Below are 14885 nucleotides of genomic sequence, written 5' to 3' on the forward strand. Positions count from 1 at the left end.
AGGGCCTAGCATTGTTTCCCGGGCCCGGCGAACATGGAGCGCGTAAGGGAGAAATTCGTGCTCAGTCCTCCGGCGCGAAACTGAGTTCGGCGCGCTCGCGCAGCCGCGCGACGAGCTTCTCGCCGAGGATCGCACCCGGGGTGCCGATGCCGCCCGGATGATCGCTTTCGAGCAGTGCCATGCCGGTCTCGCCGAGCATCCGGCTGGTCGAGCCGTAGCCCGGATCGTACTTGCCTTTCACCGCATATTTGAGCGACTTTCCATCGGGATAGAGGCCGATGAAGAGCAGGTCGTAGAACCCGTTCTCGCGCTCTTCGGGGGAGGGGCCTTCGCCGGGCTTGGGCCCGCCATCGCCGAACGGTGCCTTGAGCGCGGCGCCGATCGCCTTGGCCGCCGCCTTGCCCATGTCACCGGGGCTCGTCAGCACCATTTCGTCGTAGCGGAAGTCCTCGCCGTACTGGTGCCCCGAGAGGAAGTTCGTGCGATGGACGTTCTTGGTGTTGATCCCCGCCATGATGAAGGGCGCTGCCCAGCTTTCGAGCTCATCGTCATAGACCGGCAGCAATCCGCCGGGCTGGTCGGGTCCGGAAAAATCGCCGCATAACAGGAACGGGTCCTGCAATTGCGCGAATTCGCGCGGCTTCTTTGCCGCCGAGGCCATGGTCGCCTTGAAGCTTGCCGCGGTGCCGCCCGAAAACGTCCCTTCCATCTTGCGCACGCGGCCCTTCACGCGCGGGGCGGGCTTGCCGAAGCGCCTCACCGCCTCGGCCTGCAGCATCAGCACGCCGAGGTCGAACGGGATCGAATCGAAGCCGGAGGAGAAGGAGACGCGCGCGCCGCTTTCCTTCGCCTGTGCGTCGTATTTCTCGATCATCCTGTGCATCCACACCGGCTCGCCGCACAGGTCGGCATAGTGGGTCCCGGCCTTGACGCAGGCGGCGAGCACCGACTCGCCGTAGAGCTGGTAGGGGCCGACCGTGGTGAGGACGACGCGGGTGCGCGCGGCCATCGAGTCGAGGCTCGCCGGATCGTCGGCATCGGCGACCACCAGCGGCGTGTCGTCGGGCGCGCCGATCAGCGTGCGGACATCCTCGAGCTTGGCCCGGTTGCGTCCCGCCATTGCCCATTTCGGGCCATCGGACTTGCCACCATATTCGCGCACGAAATGCTCGGCGACGAGGCGACCGGTATAGCCGGTGGCGCCATAGACGATGATATCGAATTCGCGTGTGGTTTCGGTCATTCGGACAGCTCCGTATGGATGTGCAGATCGCCTTCGAGCGTACGGTGGACGGGGCACTTGTCGGCCACTTCGGCCAGCTTGTCGACAACCTCCTGCGGAAGGTCGCCGTCGAAACGCAGCGTGCGATGGATCGCCTGCACGCGCGGTTCGTCCTCGCAATGATCGCAATCCTTCGCGTGGTCGCGATCGTGGGTCAGCCGGACCTCGACCCCGTGGAAGGGCAGGCCCTCGCGCTCGGCGTAGAACTTCATCGTCATCGCGGTGCAGGTGCCAAGCCCGGCGAGCAGCAGGTCGTAGGGTGTCGGGCCGAGGTCCTCTCCGCCGTAGGATCGCGGCTCGTCGGCGGTCAGGACATGGTGGCCGGTGACCACTTCGGTGCCCCATTTGCCGTTGCCGGTGCGCACGATCACGCCGTTTTCGGGATGCGCCACCGGGTCCTTTGGCATGAAGCGCGCGGCCCAGCCCGCGATCATCTCGCTGGCGAAATCGGCATCCGCCTCGTCAGTCATCAAATGGTCCGCTCCTTCGAGACCGACGAAGCTCTTGGGATGGTGCGCGCGTTCGAAGATCGCCTTGGCATGCTCGATTCCGACGATCCGATCGGTCGGCGAATGCAGCACCATCAGCGGCACGCGCAACGCGTCGAGCTTGGCGGCGAGATCGGCTTCGCGCGTATCGTCTACGAAATGCGCGCTGATGGTGAAGGGGCGGCCACCGATCGCGACCTCGCCCTTGCCGTCGCGCGCGATCGCCTCGAGATCGCCCTCGATCCGCTCGAGCGCATGCGGCACATCGGAGGGGGCGTTGATCGTCGCAACGCCGTAGACGCAATCGAGCCGCGCGGTCGCGGCCAGCACCGCCGCGCCGCCGAGGCTGTGGCCGACCAGCAGCACCTTGGTTTCATAGCGCTTTGCCATCTCGCGCGCAGCGGCTTCGACATCGACGACGTCGCCGGCGAACCCGCTATCGCCGAAATCTCCCTCGCTGCCGCCCAGCCCGGTGAAATCGAACCGCAAGGTCGCAATCCCGCGTCGGGCGAGCGCGCGGGTCAGGTAGGTCGCGCCTTTCGAGTTCTGGCTGCAGGTGAAGCAATGCGCGAACACCGCCGCGCCCTTGACGCGTCCGGCAGGCAGTTCGAGCGTGCCGACGAGTTCGTGTCCGGCGGCGGTGGGGAAGGTGATTTTTTCGCGTGGCATGTCCTCTCCTCATACGCACGAGGTCCGGATTAGGTCACACGCGGACGGCTTACAATTTTGGCAGGGTGACGCCGCGCTGTCCCATATATTTGCCCGCGCGGTCGGCGTAGCTCGTCTCGCACGGCTCGTTGCCCTTGAGGAACAGGAACTGGCACGCCCCTTCATTGGCGTAGATCTTGGCCGGAAGCGGCGTGGTGTTGGAAAACTCCAGCGTCACATGGCCCTCCCAGCCCGGCTCCAGCGGGGTGACGTTCACGATGATCCCGCAGCGGGCATAGGTGCTCTTGCCGAGGCAGATCACCAGGACGTCCTTGGGCACGCGGAAATATTCGACCGTGCGGGCGAGCGCGAAGCTGTTGGGCGGGATCACGCAGACGTCGGTCTCGCGATCGACGAAGCTGTTGGCGGCGAAATCCTTCGGATCGACCACCGCGCTGTCGACATTGGTGAAGATCTTGAACTCGGGGGCGACGCGCGCGTCGTAGCCGTAGGAGCTGAGCCCGTAGGAAATGCAACCGTCGCGGCGCTGCGCCTCGACGAACGGCTCGATCATGCCGTTGGCCTGCGCCTGCTCGCGGATCCACTTGTCGGAAAGAATCGCCATGCGGGAGGGATCGCGCAAAGTGGGGCGGGCGGCAAGGGATTGTCTTTTGCTATCCCCTCGTCATTGCGCGCGAAGCGAGGGTGCGCCTCGCCCTTCGGATAGCTGGCAAAGCAACCTTGGAACAAATGCCCTCGCCAGCCCTCGCGAAGTTGATCGCGCTCTTATGATGCCGATGCGCCTAGCCACCGTGCAAATTACGGGACGAAACTATTCGAAACTAGATTTTTTGCATTTCGGGCAAGGATCTATAACCCATGGAAAATAAAATAGGCCTATGCGATCGCTAGTAATATACCCATGACCGCAAACTCTTGGCTTAAGTGCAAAATATAGATAGCATACAACTAACAATATACAAATTATCAAAACAGACATTCTGATATAAAAATCATCAAATAGAAAAGAAATAGGGAATAGAAATATTGATGAGGAAAGGATAGGTATCAATTTCTTGATTTTTTTATCGTACATTATTGACCCCTATCGATTCGTGCATCCAGAAGTTTGTGTACATTCCTCTGACACTTCATTCGGAGGAAGCGCGCGAGCTCTGGATTGCCGCCTCGGCTTTGGCTCCTCGCAATGACGGGTACTAGACCTCGTAATATCCGCGGTACCACGCCACGAACCGCCGGATGCCTTCCTTCACATCGGTCTGCGGGCGATAGCCGGTGAGGTTTTCCAACAAAGTCGCATCGGCCCAGGTCGCGGGGACGTCGCCCTTCTGGATGTCCATGTAGTTGCGCTTCGCCTCGACCCCGCACTCGCTCTCGATCGCGTCGACGAAATCCTCGAGCCGCACGCGGTCGTTATTGCCGATATTGACCACGCGATAGGGCGCGGCGGGGGAGAGCGAATCCCAGTCGGGAATGTCGTCCTTGCTCTCGGGACGCACCGGCGGGGTGTCGATCAGCAGGCGGATGCCGCGCACCAGATCGGTGACGTAGGTGAAGTCGCGATACATCTTGCCGTGATTGTAGATGTCGATCGGCTCGCCCTCGAGGATCCCCTTGGTGAACTTGAACAGCGCCATGTCGGGCCGGCCCCACGGTCCATAGACGGTGAAGAAGCGGAACATGGTGGTCGGCAGGTTCCAGAGATGGGCATAGGAATGGCCCATCGCCTCGGTCGCCTTCTTGGTCGCGGCGTAGAAGGTCAGCGGGGTGTCGGTCTTCTGCAGCTCGGAGAAGGGCATCTCCTCGTTCGCGCCGTAGACCGAGCTGGTCGAGGCCATCAGCAGGTGATCGACCTCGAGCTCGCGCGCGCATTCCATCACATTGAACGTGCCGACGAGGTTGGAATCGAGATAGGCGCGCGGGTTTTCGAGGCTGTACCGCACCCCCGCCTGCGCCGCGAGGTGGACGATGACGTCGGGCTTTTCGGCGAGCATCAGGTCGTGCAATTTGTCGAAATCCTCGAGCATGCCTTCATGCGCGGCAAAATGCTCGTTCTGGGACAGCATCTGGTGGCGGCGCTGCTTGATGCGGACGTCGTAATAATCGGTCATTCCGTCATAGCCGACGACCGCGAAGCCCTCTTCGAGCAGGTGCTGGGCGAGATGGAAGCCGATGAAGCCGGCCGAGCCGGTGATGAAGACCTTGCGCATGGTGAGCGCCTATAGGGTCCAGTCGGCCTGCCCGTCGAGAGTGCCCTTGAGATCGGCGAGTGTGCCGCCCTCCGCCAGCAGCTGGCGCAGCGCCTCGCTGCCCATGTCGCGATAGTCGCGATGCGGCACGGCGAGGACGACGAGGTCGTAGGTCCGCTCGAGCGCCTGCGGATCGAGCGTGAGCCCGTATTCGTGTTCGGCTTCGGGACTGTCGGCGAGCGGATCGTGGACGGTCACGTCGTGACCCAGTTCTGCCAGCCCCGCCACGAGGTCGGCGACCTTGGAATTGCGCAAGTCTGGTACGTCCTCCTTGAAGGTGAGGCCGAGTACCAGCGCGCGACCCGGTTTGTGCCCGCGCGCACCGTGAAGCCGCTCGGCGACGAAGCGCGCCATCGAATCGTTGATCCCGCGGCCCGACAGGATCACGCGCGGATCGTGGCCCAGCTCCTCGGCGCGGTGGGCGAGGTAGTAGGGATCGACGCCGATGCAGTGCCCGCCGACGAGGCCGGGGGTGAAGGGAAGGAAGTTCCACTTGGTGCGCGCGGCGGCGAGCACGTCCCAGATCGACAGGTCCATCTTACCGAAGATCTGCGCGATCTCGTTCATGAAGGCGATGTTGATGTCGCGCTGGGCGTTCTCGATCACCTTCGCGGCCTCGGCGGCCTTGATCGATGCGGCGCGGAAGGTCCCGCCGCTGGTGACCGCGCCGTAGAGATCGGCGACCGCGTCGAGTACCTCGGGAGTCTGGCCCGCGACGACCTTGGTGATCTTCTCGATCGTGTGTTCGCGATCGCCCGGATTGATCCGCTCGGGGCTGTAGCCGAGGAAAAAGTCCTCGCCGCAGGCCTTGCCCGAGACCTGTCCGAGGATCGGTCCGCAGACTTCCTCGGTCACGCCGGGATAGACGGTGCTTTCATAGACTACGATCGGTGTCTTGCCCGCGGCGATCGCTGCCGGAAGCAAGGCGCCGACGGTGCGGCTGGCCGCCTCGACCAGCGAGAGGTCGGGCTTGCGCTCGGCATCGATCGGGGTGGGGACGGTGACGATGTAGAAATCGCTCGGCGGAATCGCGTTCGAATCGTCGGTCAGCGCGAGGGTGCTCGCCGAGAGACGCTCGCCGTCGATCTCGTCGGTACGATCATGCCCGTCGCGAAGTTCGGCTATACGCCGCGCATCGACGTCGAACCCGACCGTGTCGAAATGCTTCGCCAGCGCGACGGCGAGCGGTAGCCCGACATAGCCGAGCCCGATGACGGTTACCGTTTTGGACAATCGAGGCCCCCTTGCCATTGCCACCCGAAGAGGCGGCTTATGCTCCGCCGGGGGCTATAGCGGCAAGGGGCTGAAAAACCGTTACCCGGCGATTCACCGCGACGCGATCAGTTCACGACGATGCCGGCGGCCTGCATTTCGCTGTTGGTCACCACCCCGTCGCGATCGGAATCGACCGCGTCGAAATTGGCCTGCGTGCGCACGCGGTACTCGACCAGCGTGATGATCCCGTCGCCATTGGCGTCGAACGCCTGCATCAGCGGGGCGGGATCGGCCGGGATCGCCTGCGGGTTCACGAGACCGGCGAATTCCTCGGCGGTGAGCACGCCGTTACCGTCGCGGTCGAGCTGCTGGAAGGCGGCCTGGTTCTGCCGCATCGCCTGGTTGTAGGTCTGCTGGCGCTGGGCGTTCATCGCCTCCTGCGCGGTCACCTGGCCATTGCCGTCGGCGTCGAGCGCGCCGAACTCGGCATCCATCCGCTGGATGAAGGTGCCGCGGTCGAGCGGCTGGTCGGCGGCCGGTTGTTGCTGCGGCTGCTGTTGCGCTGCGACCGGCGTGGAGATCGCGGCAAACAGCGACGCCACGAGTGCGAGGCGGATGGACATGGATGTAACCCCCGAAAAAATAGGAAACTCTCCCTAGCGGGATGCCACACTCCGCTTCAACCGCAGATGAACGGGTCGTCCCCGAACGGGTCAGCGTCCGCCGGCGGCAATCCAGCGCTCGATCTTGGCCTCGAGCACCGGCAGCGGGATTGCGCCGGTGTTGAGCACCTGGTCGTGGAAGCTGCGGACGTCGAAATCGTCGCCCAGTGCGGCGGCGGCGCGGGCACGCAGTTGCTTGATCTTCAATTCGCCCACCTTGTACGCGAGCGCCTGTCCCGGCATCACGATGTAGCGGGCGGTCTCGGTCTCGGCGAAATCGCGCGGAGCGCCGTTCTCCACCATGAAGTCGATCGCGCGTTCGCGGCTCCAGCCCTTGGCGTGCATGCCGGTGTCGACCACCAGCCGAACCGCGCGCAGCATCTCGCCGCCGGCCAGCGCGGCGACCCGGTCGATCGGGTCGTCGTAGAGGCCGAGCTCGTAGCCGAGACTCTCGGCATAGAGACCCCAGCCCTCGCTATAGGCGGTGAACCCGCCGTAGCGCATGAAATCGGGCAGATCCTCGTTCTCGTAGGCGATCATGATCTGGAAGTGATGGCCCGGATTGCCTTCGTGCATGTAGAGCGCGATCGAAGGGCGCAGTTCGCGTTCGGCGACATTGTAACCGCTGAAATAGAATGTCCCGGGGCGCGAGCCGTCGACCTTGCCTGGAAAATACGAGGCGGCGAGGCTGTATTTCTCGCGATATTCTTCATACGGGATGATCTGCAGCGGCGTCTCGGGCTGCTTGGCGAACAGTGCGTCGAGCTTCGGGTCGACCTTGGCGGCGACCTCGTACCAGGCCTCCTGCAATTCCGCCTTGTTGGCATAGGTCGGGCGTGTGCGATCGCCGATCTCGGCGCGCGCCTCGGCGATCTGCGCGCTGATCCGGCGGACTTCGGCGAGGCCCGTTTCGTGGATCTCGTCGGCCGTGAGCGGCAGCGTCGTCATTTCCTGGATACGATAGGAATAGTATGCGTCGCCGCCCGGATTGGCGGTCGCCGCGATCGTGTCGCGCGCCTGCGGCAGATATTCCTCGGCAAGGAAGGTGCGCAGCTTGCGCATGGCGGGAAACAGCGTGCTCGTGATCGAGGCGCGATAGGCCTCGGTCAGCCGCGCGCGCTCGGCCGGGTCGAATGTGTCGGGGAACGCGCCGAGCGGGGCGTAATAGGGGTTGGCCTCGTCGGGCGCGCCCAGTTGCGTGTCGAGCTGGTCGATCATGATCTCGACCGACAGGCGCGGCAGGGTGATGCCCTGCGCAGCGCCGGTCCGCAGCCGCGCGATCGCCTGGTCGATCCCTTCGGCGAAGGCCTCGTGCCGGGCGAGGTTGTTCTCGTAGTCGGCGACGGTGTCGTAGGGCATGAGCGCGCCCGGGGCCGACAGGCGCGGGTAGGAGACGTGGAAACCGCGAAAATGGTCGAGCGGCAGCGCGAGCGCGGTGCGCAGCGCCTCGCCTTCGGTTTCTGCCAGGCGGCGCTGCATGGTGTATTCGAACGTGTCGTAGACGACCTGGTCGGTCTCGCTCAGCGCCGAACGGTCGATCCGCCGCAATTCGGCGAGGTCGGCCTGCGCCGCCGCGCGTTCCCTGTCGTAATAGGCGGGCGAGAAATCGCCGAGCCGGTCGGCGTCGCTGAAATCGCTGCGGACGAACGCACTGACCGGATTGCGATCGAGGTAATCGGCCTCGCTGCGCTCGAGCAGCGTGTCGAGCATCGCCGCGGCGAGCTGCCTGTCGGTGGGGGCCGGGGCCTCGCTCGCGGGTATGCCGGTGCTGGCGCACCCCGCCAGCGTCGTGGCGGCGGCGAGCGCCAGCGCGGCGCGGATCGAAATCTTGGTCATGTCGGCCTTCTCCCTTGCCCGGCGAGCCTATCGCGCTCGCCGGACTTTGGGAAGCAGCCGTGGCGGACTAGCGCCCGCCGCCGGCGGCGATCCAGGCGTCGATCTTGCGCTCGAGCACGGGCAGCGGCAGCGCCCCGGTATCGAGCACCTGCGCATGGAAATCGCGGATGTCGAAGCGATCGCCCAGGGCCTTTTCCGCCTTGGCGCGCAATTCCTGGATCTTGAGCGCTCCGACCTTGTAAGCCAGCGCCTGCGAGGGAATCGCGATGTAACGCTCGACCTCGGCGACCACCTCGGTGCGGGTCATGCCGCTGTTTTCGAGCATGAAGTCGATCGCCTGCTCGCGGGTCCAGCCCTTGGCGTGGAGGCCAGTGTCGACGACGAGGCGCATCGCGCGCAGCTGCTCGTCCTGCAGCGTTCCATAACGATTCCACGGATCGTCGAAGAGCCCCATCTCGTAACCGATCGTCTCGGAATAGAGCGCCCAGCCTTCGACATAGGCGGTGTTGCCGCCGAAGCGCATGAACGCCGGAAGGTCCTCGTTTTCCTGCGCGAGGCTGATCTGGAAGTGATGCCCCGGCGCGCCTTCGTGCAGGTACAGCGTCACGTTGCCCGTGGTGAGGCGGCTCGGCAGGTCGTAGGCGTTGAAATAGAACGTGCCCGGGCGCGATCCGTCGGGCGAGCCCGACTGGTACGAGCCACCGGCCGAGAACTGCTCGCGGAACGGCTCGTAAGGCTTGATCTCGAGCTCGGTCTTCGGCGTCAGCGAGAAATATTGGGGGATCAGCGCGTCGACCGTCTCGCCGATCTCGTAGTAGGTCTGCGTCAGCGCCTCGCGGCTTTCCGGCTTGAACTGCGGATCGGTGCGGACGAAGTCGAAGAACTCGTTGAGCGTGCCTTCGAAGCCGACTTCGGCCTTGATCTCTTCCAGCCCGCCCTTGATCCGTGCGACTTCGCTGAGGCCCAGATTGTGGAGGTAGTCGGCGGTCAGCGGCAGCGTGGTCGTGTCCTCGATCAGCTGGCGATAGAGCGCGGCGCCGCCCTTCATCTGCGAAAGACCCACACTGTCGCGCGCCACGGCGAGGTATTCGTCGCGCAGGAAGTCGCGCAGGCGTTCATGCGCGGCGTAGATTTCACGCGTCTTGGCGACATAATCGGCGGTCAGGCGCGCCTTTTCCTCCTCGGTGAAACCCTCGGGATACATCCCTGCCGGACCCATGAAGGGCGATTCCTCGACCGGGATCGCGAGCTGGGTGTCGAGCTGGTCGATCACGTTACGGATCGTCAGCTTGGTTTCGTAGACGCCGCTCTCCATGCCCTCGCGAAAGCGGTCGATCGCGCGATCGGTCAACTCGACGTAGTTGTCGTGCCGCTTGAGGTTGTTCTCGTAGTCCTCGACCGTGGCGAAGGGCGCCGCGCTCTGCCCGCTGGCGAAGGTCGGGTAGAAGGTATGGAAGCCGGCGAAATGGTTGACCGGGCGCACCAGCGTGGCGGCGATCACTTCGGGGGCGAGGCCCTTCAGGGCCTGCTGCTGGTTGTATTCGAACACGTCGTAGGCGAGCTGGTCCGTGTCGTTTAGCGCGGCGCGGTCGATCGTGGCGAGCTGGCGAAGGTTCAATCGCGCATCGGCTTCGCTGGCGGTATAGTATTCGTCCTCGAGATAGTCGCCCAGTCGGTCGGCATAACGCATGTCGCCGCGGAACAGCGCGCTGATCGGGTTGAGCTTGAGGCTGCGTTCGTCGGCCTCGGCGAACAGCGCGAACAGCTTGTCGTGCTCGCTCTCTTCAGCCGCTTGCCCGGTCTCGGTCGTCGCGACCTGCGGCAGCGGCTGGGCGGCGGTGGAGGCGGGCTCTTCCGCGGTGGCCGCGCAGGCGGCGAGGGCGAGAGCGGAAGCGCCGGTCAGCGCGAGACGAACGAACGACATTGATGATCCCCTTGTTGGTGTGTTGCCCGCCTATGACTGGCGAGAGCGATCGGCAAGGGCGCGATGGATGATCGACCGTCCGGTTTCGACGAATGGTCGTTCAGTCGAGGCAGTGGCGATCCCCCCGGCGCGCGACGGCGAAACCGCGTGCGGAGACCTCGCGGCTTTCTGCGCTGTCCGGATCGCGGATCGGGTTGGTGTGGTTGTAATGGATGAATTTGACCTTTGCCCGCTCGGAATCGGGCAAGTCGGCGAGCATCGCCATTGTCGCCGTGACGCGCGGATGCGGGATCTCGCTCATGTCGCGCCCCGGTAGCTCGTTGTCGTCCCAGAAGGTCGCGTCGATGAAGGCGTGGTCGACCGCGGCGATCAGCGCGGACAGGTCCAGCGGACTTGCGGCGGCGAAATCCTCCCAGCTGTCGATATCGGGGACGTAGAGCGCGGTCTTGCCCGGGCTCATCACGACGAAGCCAACCGTCTCGGAATATTCGTCGCGGTGCGGGACTTCTATCGCCCAAACGCCGAAATGGTCGGTGATAGCCTGGACGTCGCCGCCGGCGAGATCGCGCAACTCGATGTTGCCGAGGTCGACCAGCTGGCTCCACGGGCCGTTGGTCCGCAGGAATTTGGCCATGCGCGGCATCGCGTAAACCGGCACGCCGTCAGCGCCCGCCGCTTCGCGCCCGAGCCAGGCGAGGCCCAGGTAATGGCCGATATGCGCATGGGTCAGGAACAAGCCGTCGATCCCCAGCCCATGGTCGGGCGGAGCTATCTCGTCGAGCAGCGCGAGCTGGTCGGTAATCGCCGGGGTGGCGTCGAACAGGAACCGCTCGCCGCGCGCGCGGTCGACCACCGCGAGCGAGCTCGGCCACAATTCCGGACCATCGTCAGCGGCATTGCCGATCTGCGGCGCACCCGCGTCCTGTCCCGCGCCGAGCACGACGAGTTCGAGGCTGCATTGCGCCGCGTCCTGCGCCGACGCTGCCGAAGGAATTGCGAGCGCCAGCGCGGCGGCGAGGGGACGGATCACTCGACCACTCGACCGCGCACCATCACCCATTCGACCTTCTCGAGCACGGTGACGTCGGCGAGCGGATCGCCGGTCACCGCGATGATGTCGGCCGACATGCCGGGGGCGATGCGACCGATCTCGTTCTCCATCTCGAGCACCCTGGCCGCGACGGTGGTCGCACTGGCGAGCGCATCGCGCGGGCTCATGCCCTGTTCGACCATCAGCGCGAATTCGCCGGCATTGCGGCCATGTGCGAACACGCCGGCATCGGTGCCGAAGGCGATCGGCACGCCCCAGCGATAGGCCTTGCCCATGAACACGCGCGCGGTCTCGGCCACGGCGCGGATCTTGTCTTCGACGACCGGCGTGTAGACGCCCTGGCCGAGCCGCTCGGTCACCCCCTTGAACGCCATCAGCGTGGGAACGAGCACGGTGCCGTTGGCCTTCATCGCCTCGGCCGCCGCCTCGTCGAGATAGGTGCCGTGCTCGATCGTATCGATACCTGCGCGCGCCGCCGCCTCGATCCCGCGCGCTCCGTGTGCGTGCGCCATGACCTTGAGGCCGAGCGAATGCGCGGTGTCGGCGATCGCCTTCATCTCGGCATCGCTGAAATGCGCCTCGAGCCCGCGCCCCTGCTGGCTGAGCACGCCGCCGGTCGCGGTGATCTTGATGGTGTCGGCCCCGTTCTGGCTCGCGAGCCGGACCTTGGCCGCGCACTCGACCGCACCGGTGCAGGTGAACCCGCTGTCGAGCAATTCGTTGACCTCGGGCCGGAAGCCGTTGACGTCGCCATGCCCGCCGATGATCGCGAGCGGCGGCCCGGCGGCGATGATGCGCGGGCCCGCGATCATGCCTTCGGCGGTGCCGCGACGTAGCGCGAAGGCGGTCTGCGGTCCGCTCCCGGCCTCGCGCACGGTGGTGAATCCGGCGAGCGCGGTGAGCCGCGCATTCTTCGCGCCGACGACCACGCCCCATTCGTCGGCCTCGACCGCTTCCTTCCAGTAGTCGCCGCCCGGATCGCCGGTCAGGTGGACGTGGAGGTCGATCAGGCCGGGCATCACCGTCTTGCCCGATAGATCGATCGTCGGGGCGCCTTCGGCAGCCTCGGCCCAGCCTTCCTCGATACTGGCGATCCGCCCGCCGCGCACGGTGATCGTCCGCGGGCCCTCGAGCGCAGGCTGCGCCGGATCGACGATCACCCGGTCGACGAGGATGGTCTGCAACTCGTCCTGCGCGAGCGCGGGACCGGTGGTCATCAGGCCCGCCAGCGCGGCGATCGGCGCCAGCGTGCGGGCGGCAAAAGCGGTGAACGTCATCGAAAAATCTCCCTCTCTCGGGCGGGGTGATGCCCTTGCCCCGCGCGCGCTGCAATGGCTAAGGCGCAGGCGGAAGATTTCACCGGAGAGGAAACAGATGCTCAAATTGACCAAATCCGCCCTGCTCGCGGGTGCGCTGATCACGCCGTTCACCGCCGCGCAGGCGCGCGTGATGACGGCCGAGGACGTGGCCAAGCTCGAAAGCGTCGGCCAAATCGCGGTCTCGCCCGACGGGACGCGGATCGCCTACACCGTCGCCAGCCTGCCTGACGTCACCAGCGGCGAGGAAGACGGCACCACCCGGCAGGAACTGATGGTCGCATGGGAGAAGGACCAGGCCCGCGCCTTCCTGCCCGAAGACATCAGCCCGTCGACGGTCAAGTTCTCGCCCGATGGCCGGATGATCGCCTTCATCTGGGCCAACGACGGTGAAAAGCGCGCCGTGTGGGGCCTGCCGATCGACGGCGGCGCCTATCGCAAGCTCGCTGCGGTCGATGGCGCGCATGTCCGCAGCTACGATTTCTCGCCCGACGGCTCGATGGTCCACCTGCTGGTCGCAGCTGCAGAGGACAAGGGCCGCAGTGGCGAGAGCAAGAAGGGCTTCGATGCGGTCGTCTATGAAGAGGAAGCCCAGCTTAACCGCCTGTTCTCGGCCCGGCTCGGCGACGAGATCGACGCCAACCCGCGCAGCGTGGCGATCCCGGGTTATGTCTCGGCCTTCCAGGTCGCGCCGAACGGGCAGTGGGCCGCCGTCGAGAGCGCGCCGACCCCGCAGGTCGACGACAGCTACACCTCGAAGCGCGTGCATATCGTCGATCTCGCGAGCGGCGACGTGACCCGCGTGGTCGAGACTCCGGGCAAGATCGGCGACGTCGAAATCGCGCCCGATTCGATGAAGATGTCGATGATTGCCGGGATCGACATGAACGATCCGGCCGCGACCACGCTCTATTACGTCGACCCGGTGTCGGGCGCGATGACCGCGCTCAACGAAGGCGCGGCCGAAGCGGCGGTCGATGCCGAATTCCTCGCCGATGGCCGCCTCGCGGCGGTGATCCACACCGGGGTGATGAGCGATCTGCGGATCTATTCGCCCGACGGTTCGGTTGCGCAGCAGATCGATGGCGAGAACCTTTCGATCAGCAGCATCGAGGCCGGCGGCAATCGCATCGCGGTGCGTGCCTCGACCGCGCAGCATCCGAGCGAACTCTACGTCTGGAAGGGCGCGATGTGGGAACGCTGGACGAGCCACAATCCTTGGCTCGCCGAGATCGATTTCGGCGAACAGCGCCCCTATCGCTATACTGCGACCGACGGCACCGAGATCGAAGGCGTGCTGGTCCTGCCCGTGGGCGGCGTGCCTGCCGGCGGTGCCCCGCTGATCCTCGACGTCCATGGCGGGCCCGAAGCGCATGATTCGAACGGCTGGACGACGGCCTATTCGGGTCCGGGCCAGGTCGCCGCGGGGCAGGGCTATGCCGTGTTCCAGCCCAATTATCGCGGCTCGACCGGCTACGGCGTTGCCTTTGCCAAGGCGCATCAGGGTCGCTACACCGATCCCGAGTTCCGCGACCTCGTCGACGCGAAGCGCGCGCTTGCGGCCGACGGGATCGCCGATGCCGACCGCACCGGGATCACCGGCGGCTCCTATGGCGGCTATGCCACCGCCTGGGGTTCGACCTATTACTCGGACGAGTTCGCCGCGGGCGTGATGTTCGTCGGAATCTCGAACCAGATCTCGAAATTCGGCACCACCGACATCCCCTACGAGATGTACAACGTGCATAGCCGCGCCTGGCCGTGGGACGACTGGCAGAAGATGCTCGAAGTCTCGCCGATCTACCACGTCGACAAGGCCGAGACCCCGCTGCTGATCATGCACGGCGACAGCGACACGCGCGTCGCGCCGAGCCAGAGCTACGAGCTCTATCGCTCGATCAAGGTGCGCAAGCCCGAGACGCCGGTGCGCCTCGTGCTCTATCCGGGCGAAGGCCACGGCAATGCGCGCGCCGCCTCGCGCTACGACTACAATGTCCGCATGATGGAATGGTTCGACACCTACCTGAAGACCGGCGATCGCGACGCCGAGATGCCGGACCCGCGGCCCGAGCTCGATCTCGGCAGCGACGACGGCGAAAGCTGATCGATCAAGGGATTGGATCGAAAAAGGCGCGTTCCGACACGGTGCGCGCCTTTTTCTTTGCGCTCCTTGGACCCCGTGCATAGGCATCT

The 14885-nt window shown here is 65.3% G+C and carries 11 protein-coding genes; 1 reads left to right on the forward strand and 10 read right to left on the reverse strand.

Features of this window, described 5'->3' with window-relative positions; translation table 11 throughout:
• Positions 1 to 61: 61 nt before the first annotated feature.
• From IEW49_RS01315 to IEW49_RS01360, 10 genes are all read right to left on the reverse strand, one after another.
• On the reverse strand, positions 62 to 1243 hold the full coding sequence (locus IEW49_RS01315) for a saccharopine dehydrogenase family protein (RefSeq protein ID WP_188640986.1): 1182 nt from the start codon (positions 1241 to 1243) through the stop codon (positions 62 to 64).
• Positions 1240 to 2439 carry a bifunctional alpha/beta hydrolase/OsmC family protein gene (locus tag IEW49_RS01320; RefSeq protein WP_188640987.1) on the reverse strand — a complete coding sequence of 400 codons (1200 nt, stop codon included), beginning with the start codon at positions 2437 to 2439 and terminating at the stop codon, positions 1240 to 1242. The genes IEW49_RS01315 and IEW49_RS01320 overlap by 4 nt, the downstream gene beginning before the upstream one ends.
• A gap of 49 nt (positions 2440 to 2488) precedes the next feature.
• The gene (gene dcd / locus IEW49_RS01325) at positions 2489 to 3043 is read right to left on the reverse strand and encodes a dCTP deaminase (RefSeq protein WP_188640988.1); all 555 of its coding nucleotides are present in this window, start codon (positions 3041 to 3043) and stop codon (positions 2489 to 2491) included.
• Between the two features lie 592 nt (positions 3044 to 3635).
• On the reverse strand, positions 3636 to 4649 hold the full coding sequence (locus IEW49_RS01330; protein ID WP_188640989.1) for an NAD-dependent epimerase/dehydratase family protein: 1014 nt from the start codon (positions 4647 to 4649) through the stop codon (positions 3636 to 3638).
• A 9-nt stretch (positions 4650 to 4658) separates the two neighbouring features.
• On the reverse strand, positions 4659 to 5939 hold the full coding sequence (locus tag IEW49_RS01335) for a nucleotide sugar dehydrogenase (protein ID WP_188640990.1): 1281 nt from the start codon (positions 5937 to 5939) through the stop codon (positions 4659 to 4661).
• Positions 5940 to 6028: 89 nt separating this feature from the next.
• Positions 6029 to 6526: an EF-hand domain-containing protein gene (locus IEW49_RS01340; RefSeq protein WP_188640991.1), complete on the reverse strand. Its 498-nt coding sequence runs from the start codon at positions 6524 to 6526 to the stop codon at positions 6029 to 6031.
• Between the two features lie 90 nt (positions 6527 to 6616).
• On the reverse strand, positions 6617 to 8401 hold the full coding sequence (locus tag IEW49_RS01345; RefSeq protein ID WP_188640992.1) for a DUF885 domain-containing protein: 1785 nt from the start codon (positions 8399 to 8401) through the stop codon (positions 6617 to 6619).
• 67 nt (positions 8402 to 8468) lie between these two features.
• Entirely contained in the window at positions 8469 to 10325 is a 1857-nt protein-coding gene (locus IEW49_RS01350) for a DUF885 domain-containing protein (RefSeq protein WP_188640993.1), read from the reverse strand.
• 100 nt (positions 10326 to 10425) lie between these two features.
• On the reverse strand, positions 10426 to 11355 hold the full coding sequence (locus tag IEW49_RS01355; RefSeq protein ID WP_229658032.1) for an MBL fold metallo-hydrolase: 930 nt from the start codon (positions 11353 to 11355) through the stop codon (positions 10426 to 10428).
• Positions 11352 to 12653: an amidohydrolase family protein gene (locus IEW49_RS01360; protein ID WP_188640995.1), complete on the reverse strand. Its 1302-nt coding sequence runs from the start codon at positions 12651 to 12653 to the stop codon at positions 11352 to 11354. Before IEW49_RS01360 ends, IEW49_RS01355 begins: the two co-directional genes overlap by 4 nt.
• A gap of 97 nt (positions 12654 to 12750) precedes the next feature.
• On the opposite strand from IEW49_RS01360, the gene IEW49_RS01365 reads away from it, so the two are divergent.
• Positions 12751 to 14796 (forward strand): S9 family peptidase, encoded by a 2046-nt coding sequence (locus IEW49_RS01365; protein ID WP_188640996.1) that lies wholly within the window; start codon positions 12751 to 12753, stop codon positions 14794 to 14796.
• The last annotated feature ends 89 nt before the right edge of the window (positions 14797 to 14885 follow it).

It is taken from the genome of Pseudoblastomonas marina (genome assembly GCF_014641655.1).
GTDB lineage: Bacteria > Pseudomonadota > Alphaproteobacteria > Sphingomonadales > Sphingomonadaceae > Alteriqipengyuania_A > Alteriqipengyuania_A marina.

Coding starts and splice junctions, on each gene's coding strand:
- IEW49_RS01315 (WP_188640986.1), bottom strand. CDS start 1,243: ATGACCGAAACCACACGCGAATTCGATATCATCGTCTATGGCGCCACC.
- IEW49_RS01320 (WP_188640987.1), bottom strand. CDS start 2,439: ATGCCACGCGAAAAAATCACCTTCCCCACCGCCGCCGGACACGAACTC.
- dcd (WP_188640988.1), bottom strand. CDS start 3,043: ATGGCGATTCTTTCCGACAAGTGGATCCGCGAGCAGGCGCAGGCCAAC.
- IEW49_RS01330 (WP_188640989.1), bottom strand. CDS start 4,649: ATGCGCAAGGTCTTCATCACCGGCTCGGCCGGCTTCATCGGCTTCCAT.
- IEW49_RS01335 (WP_188640990.1), bottom strand. CDS start 5,939: ATGGCAAGGGGGCCTCGATTGTCCAAAACGGTAACCGTCATCGGGCTC.
- IEW49_RS01340 (WP_188640991.1), bottom strand. CDS start 6,526: ATGTCCATCCGCCTCGCACTCGTGGCGTCGCTGTTTGCCGCGATCTCC.
- IEW49_RS01345 (WP_188640992.1), bottom strand. CDS start 8,401: ATGACCAAGATTTCGATCCGCGCCGCGCTGGCGCTCGCCGCCGCCACG.
- IEW49_RS01350 (WP_188640993.1), bottom strand. CDS start 10,325: ATGTCGTTCGTTCGTCTCGCGCTGACCGGCGCTTCCGCTCTCGCCCTC.
- IEW49_RS01360 (WP_188640995.1), bottom strand. CDS start 12,653: ATGACGTTCACCGCTTTTGCCGCCCGCACGCTGGCGCCGATCGCCGCG.
- IEW49_RS01365 (WP_188640996.1), top strand. CDS start 12,751: ATGCTCAAATTGACCAAATCCGCCCTGCTCGCGGGTGCGCTGATCACG.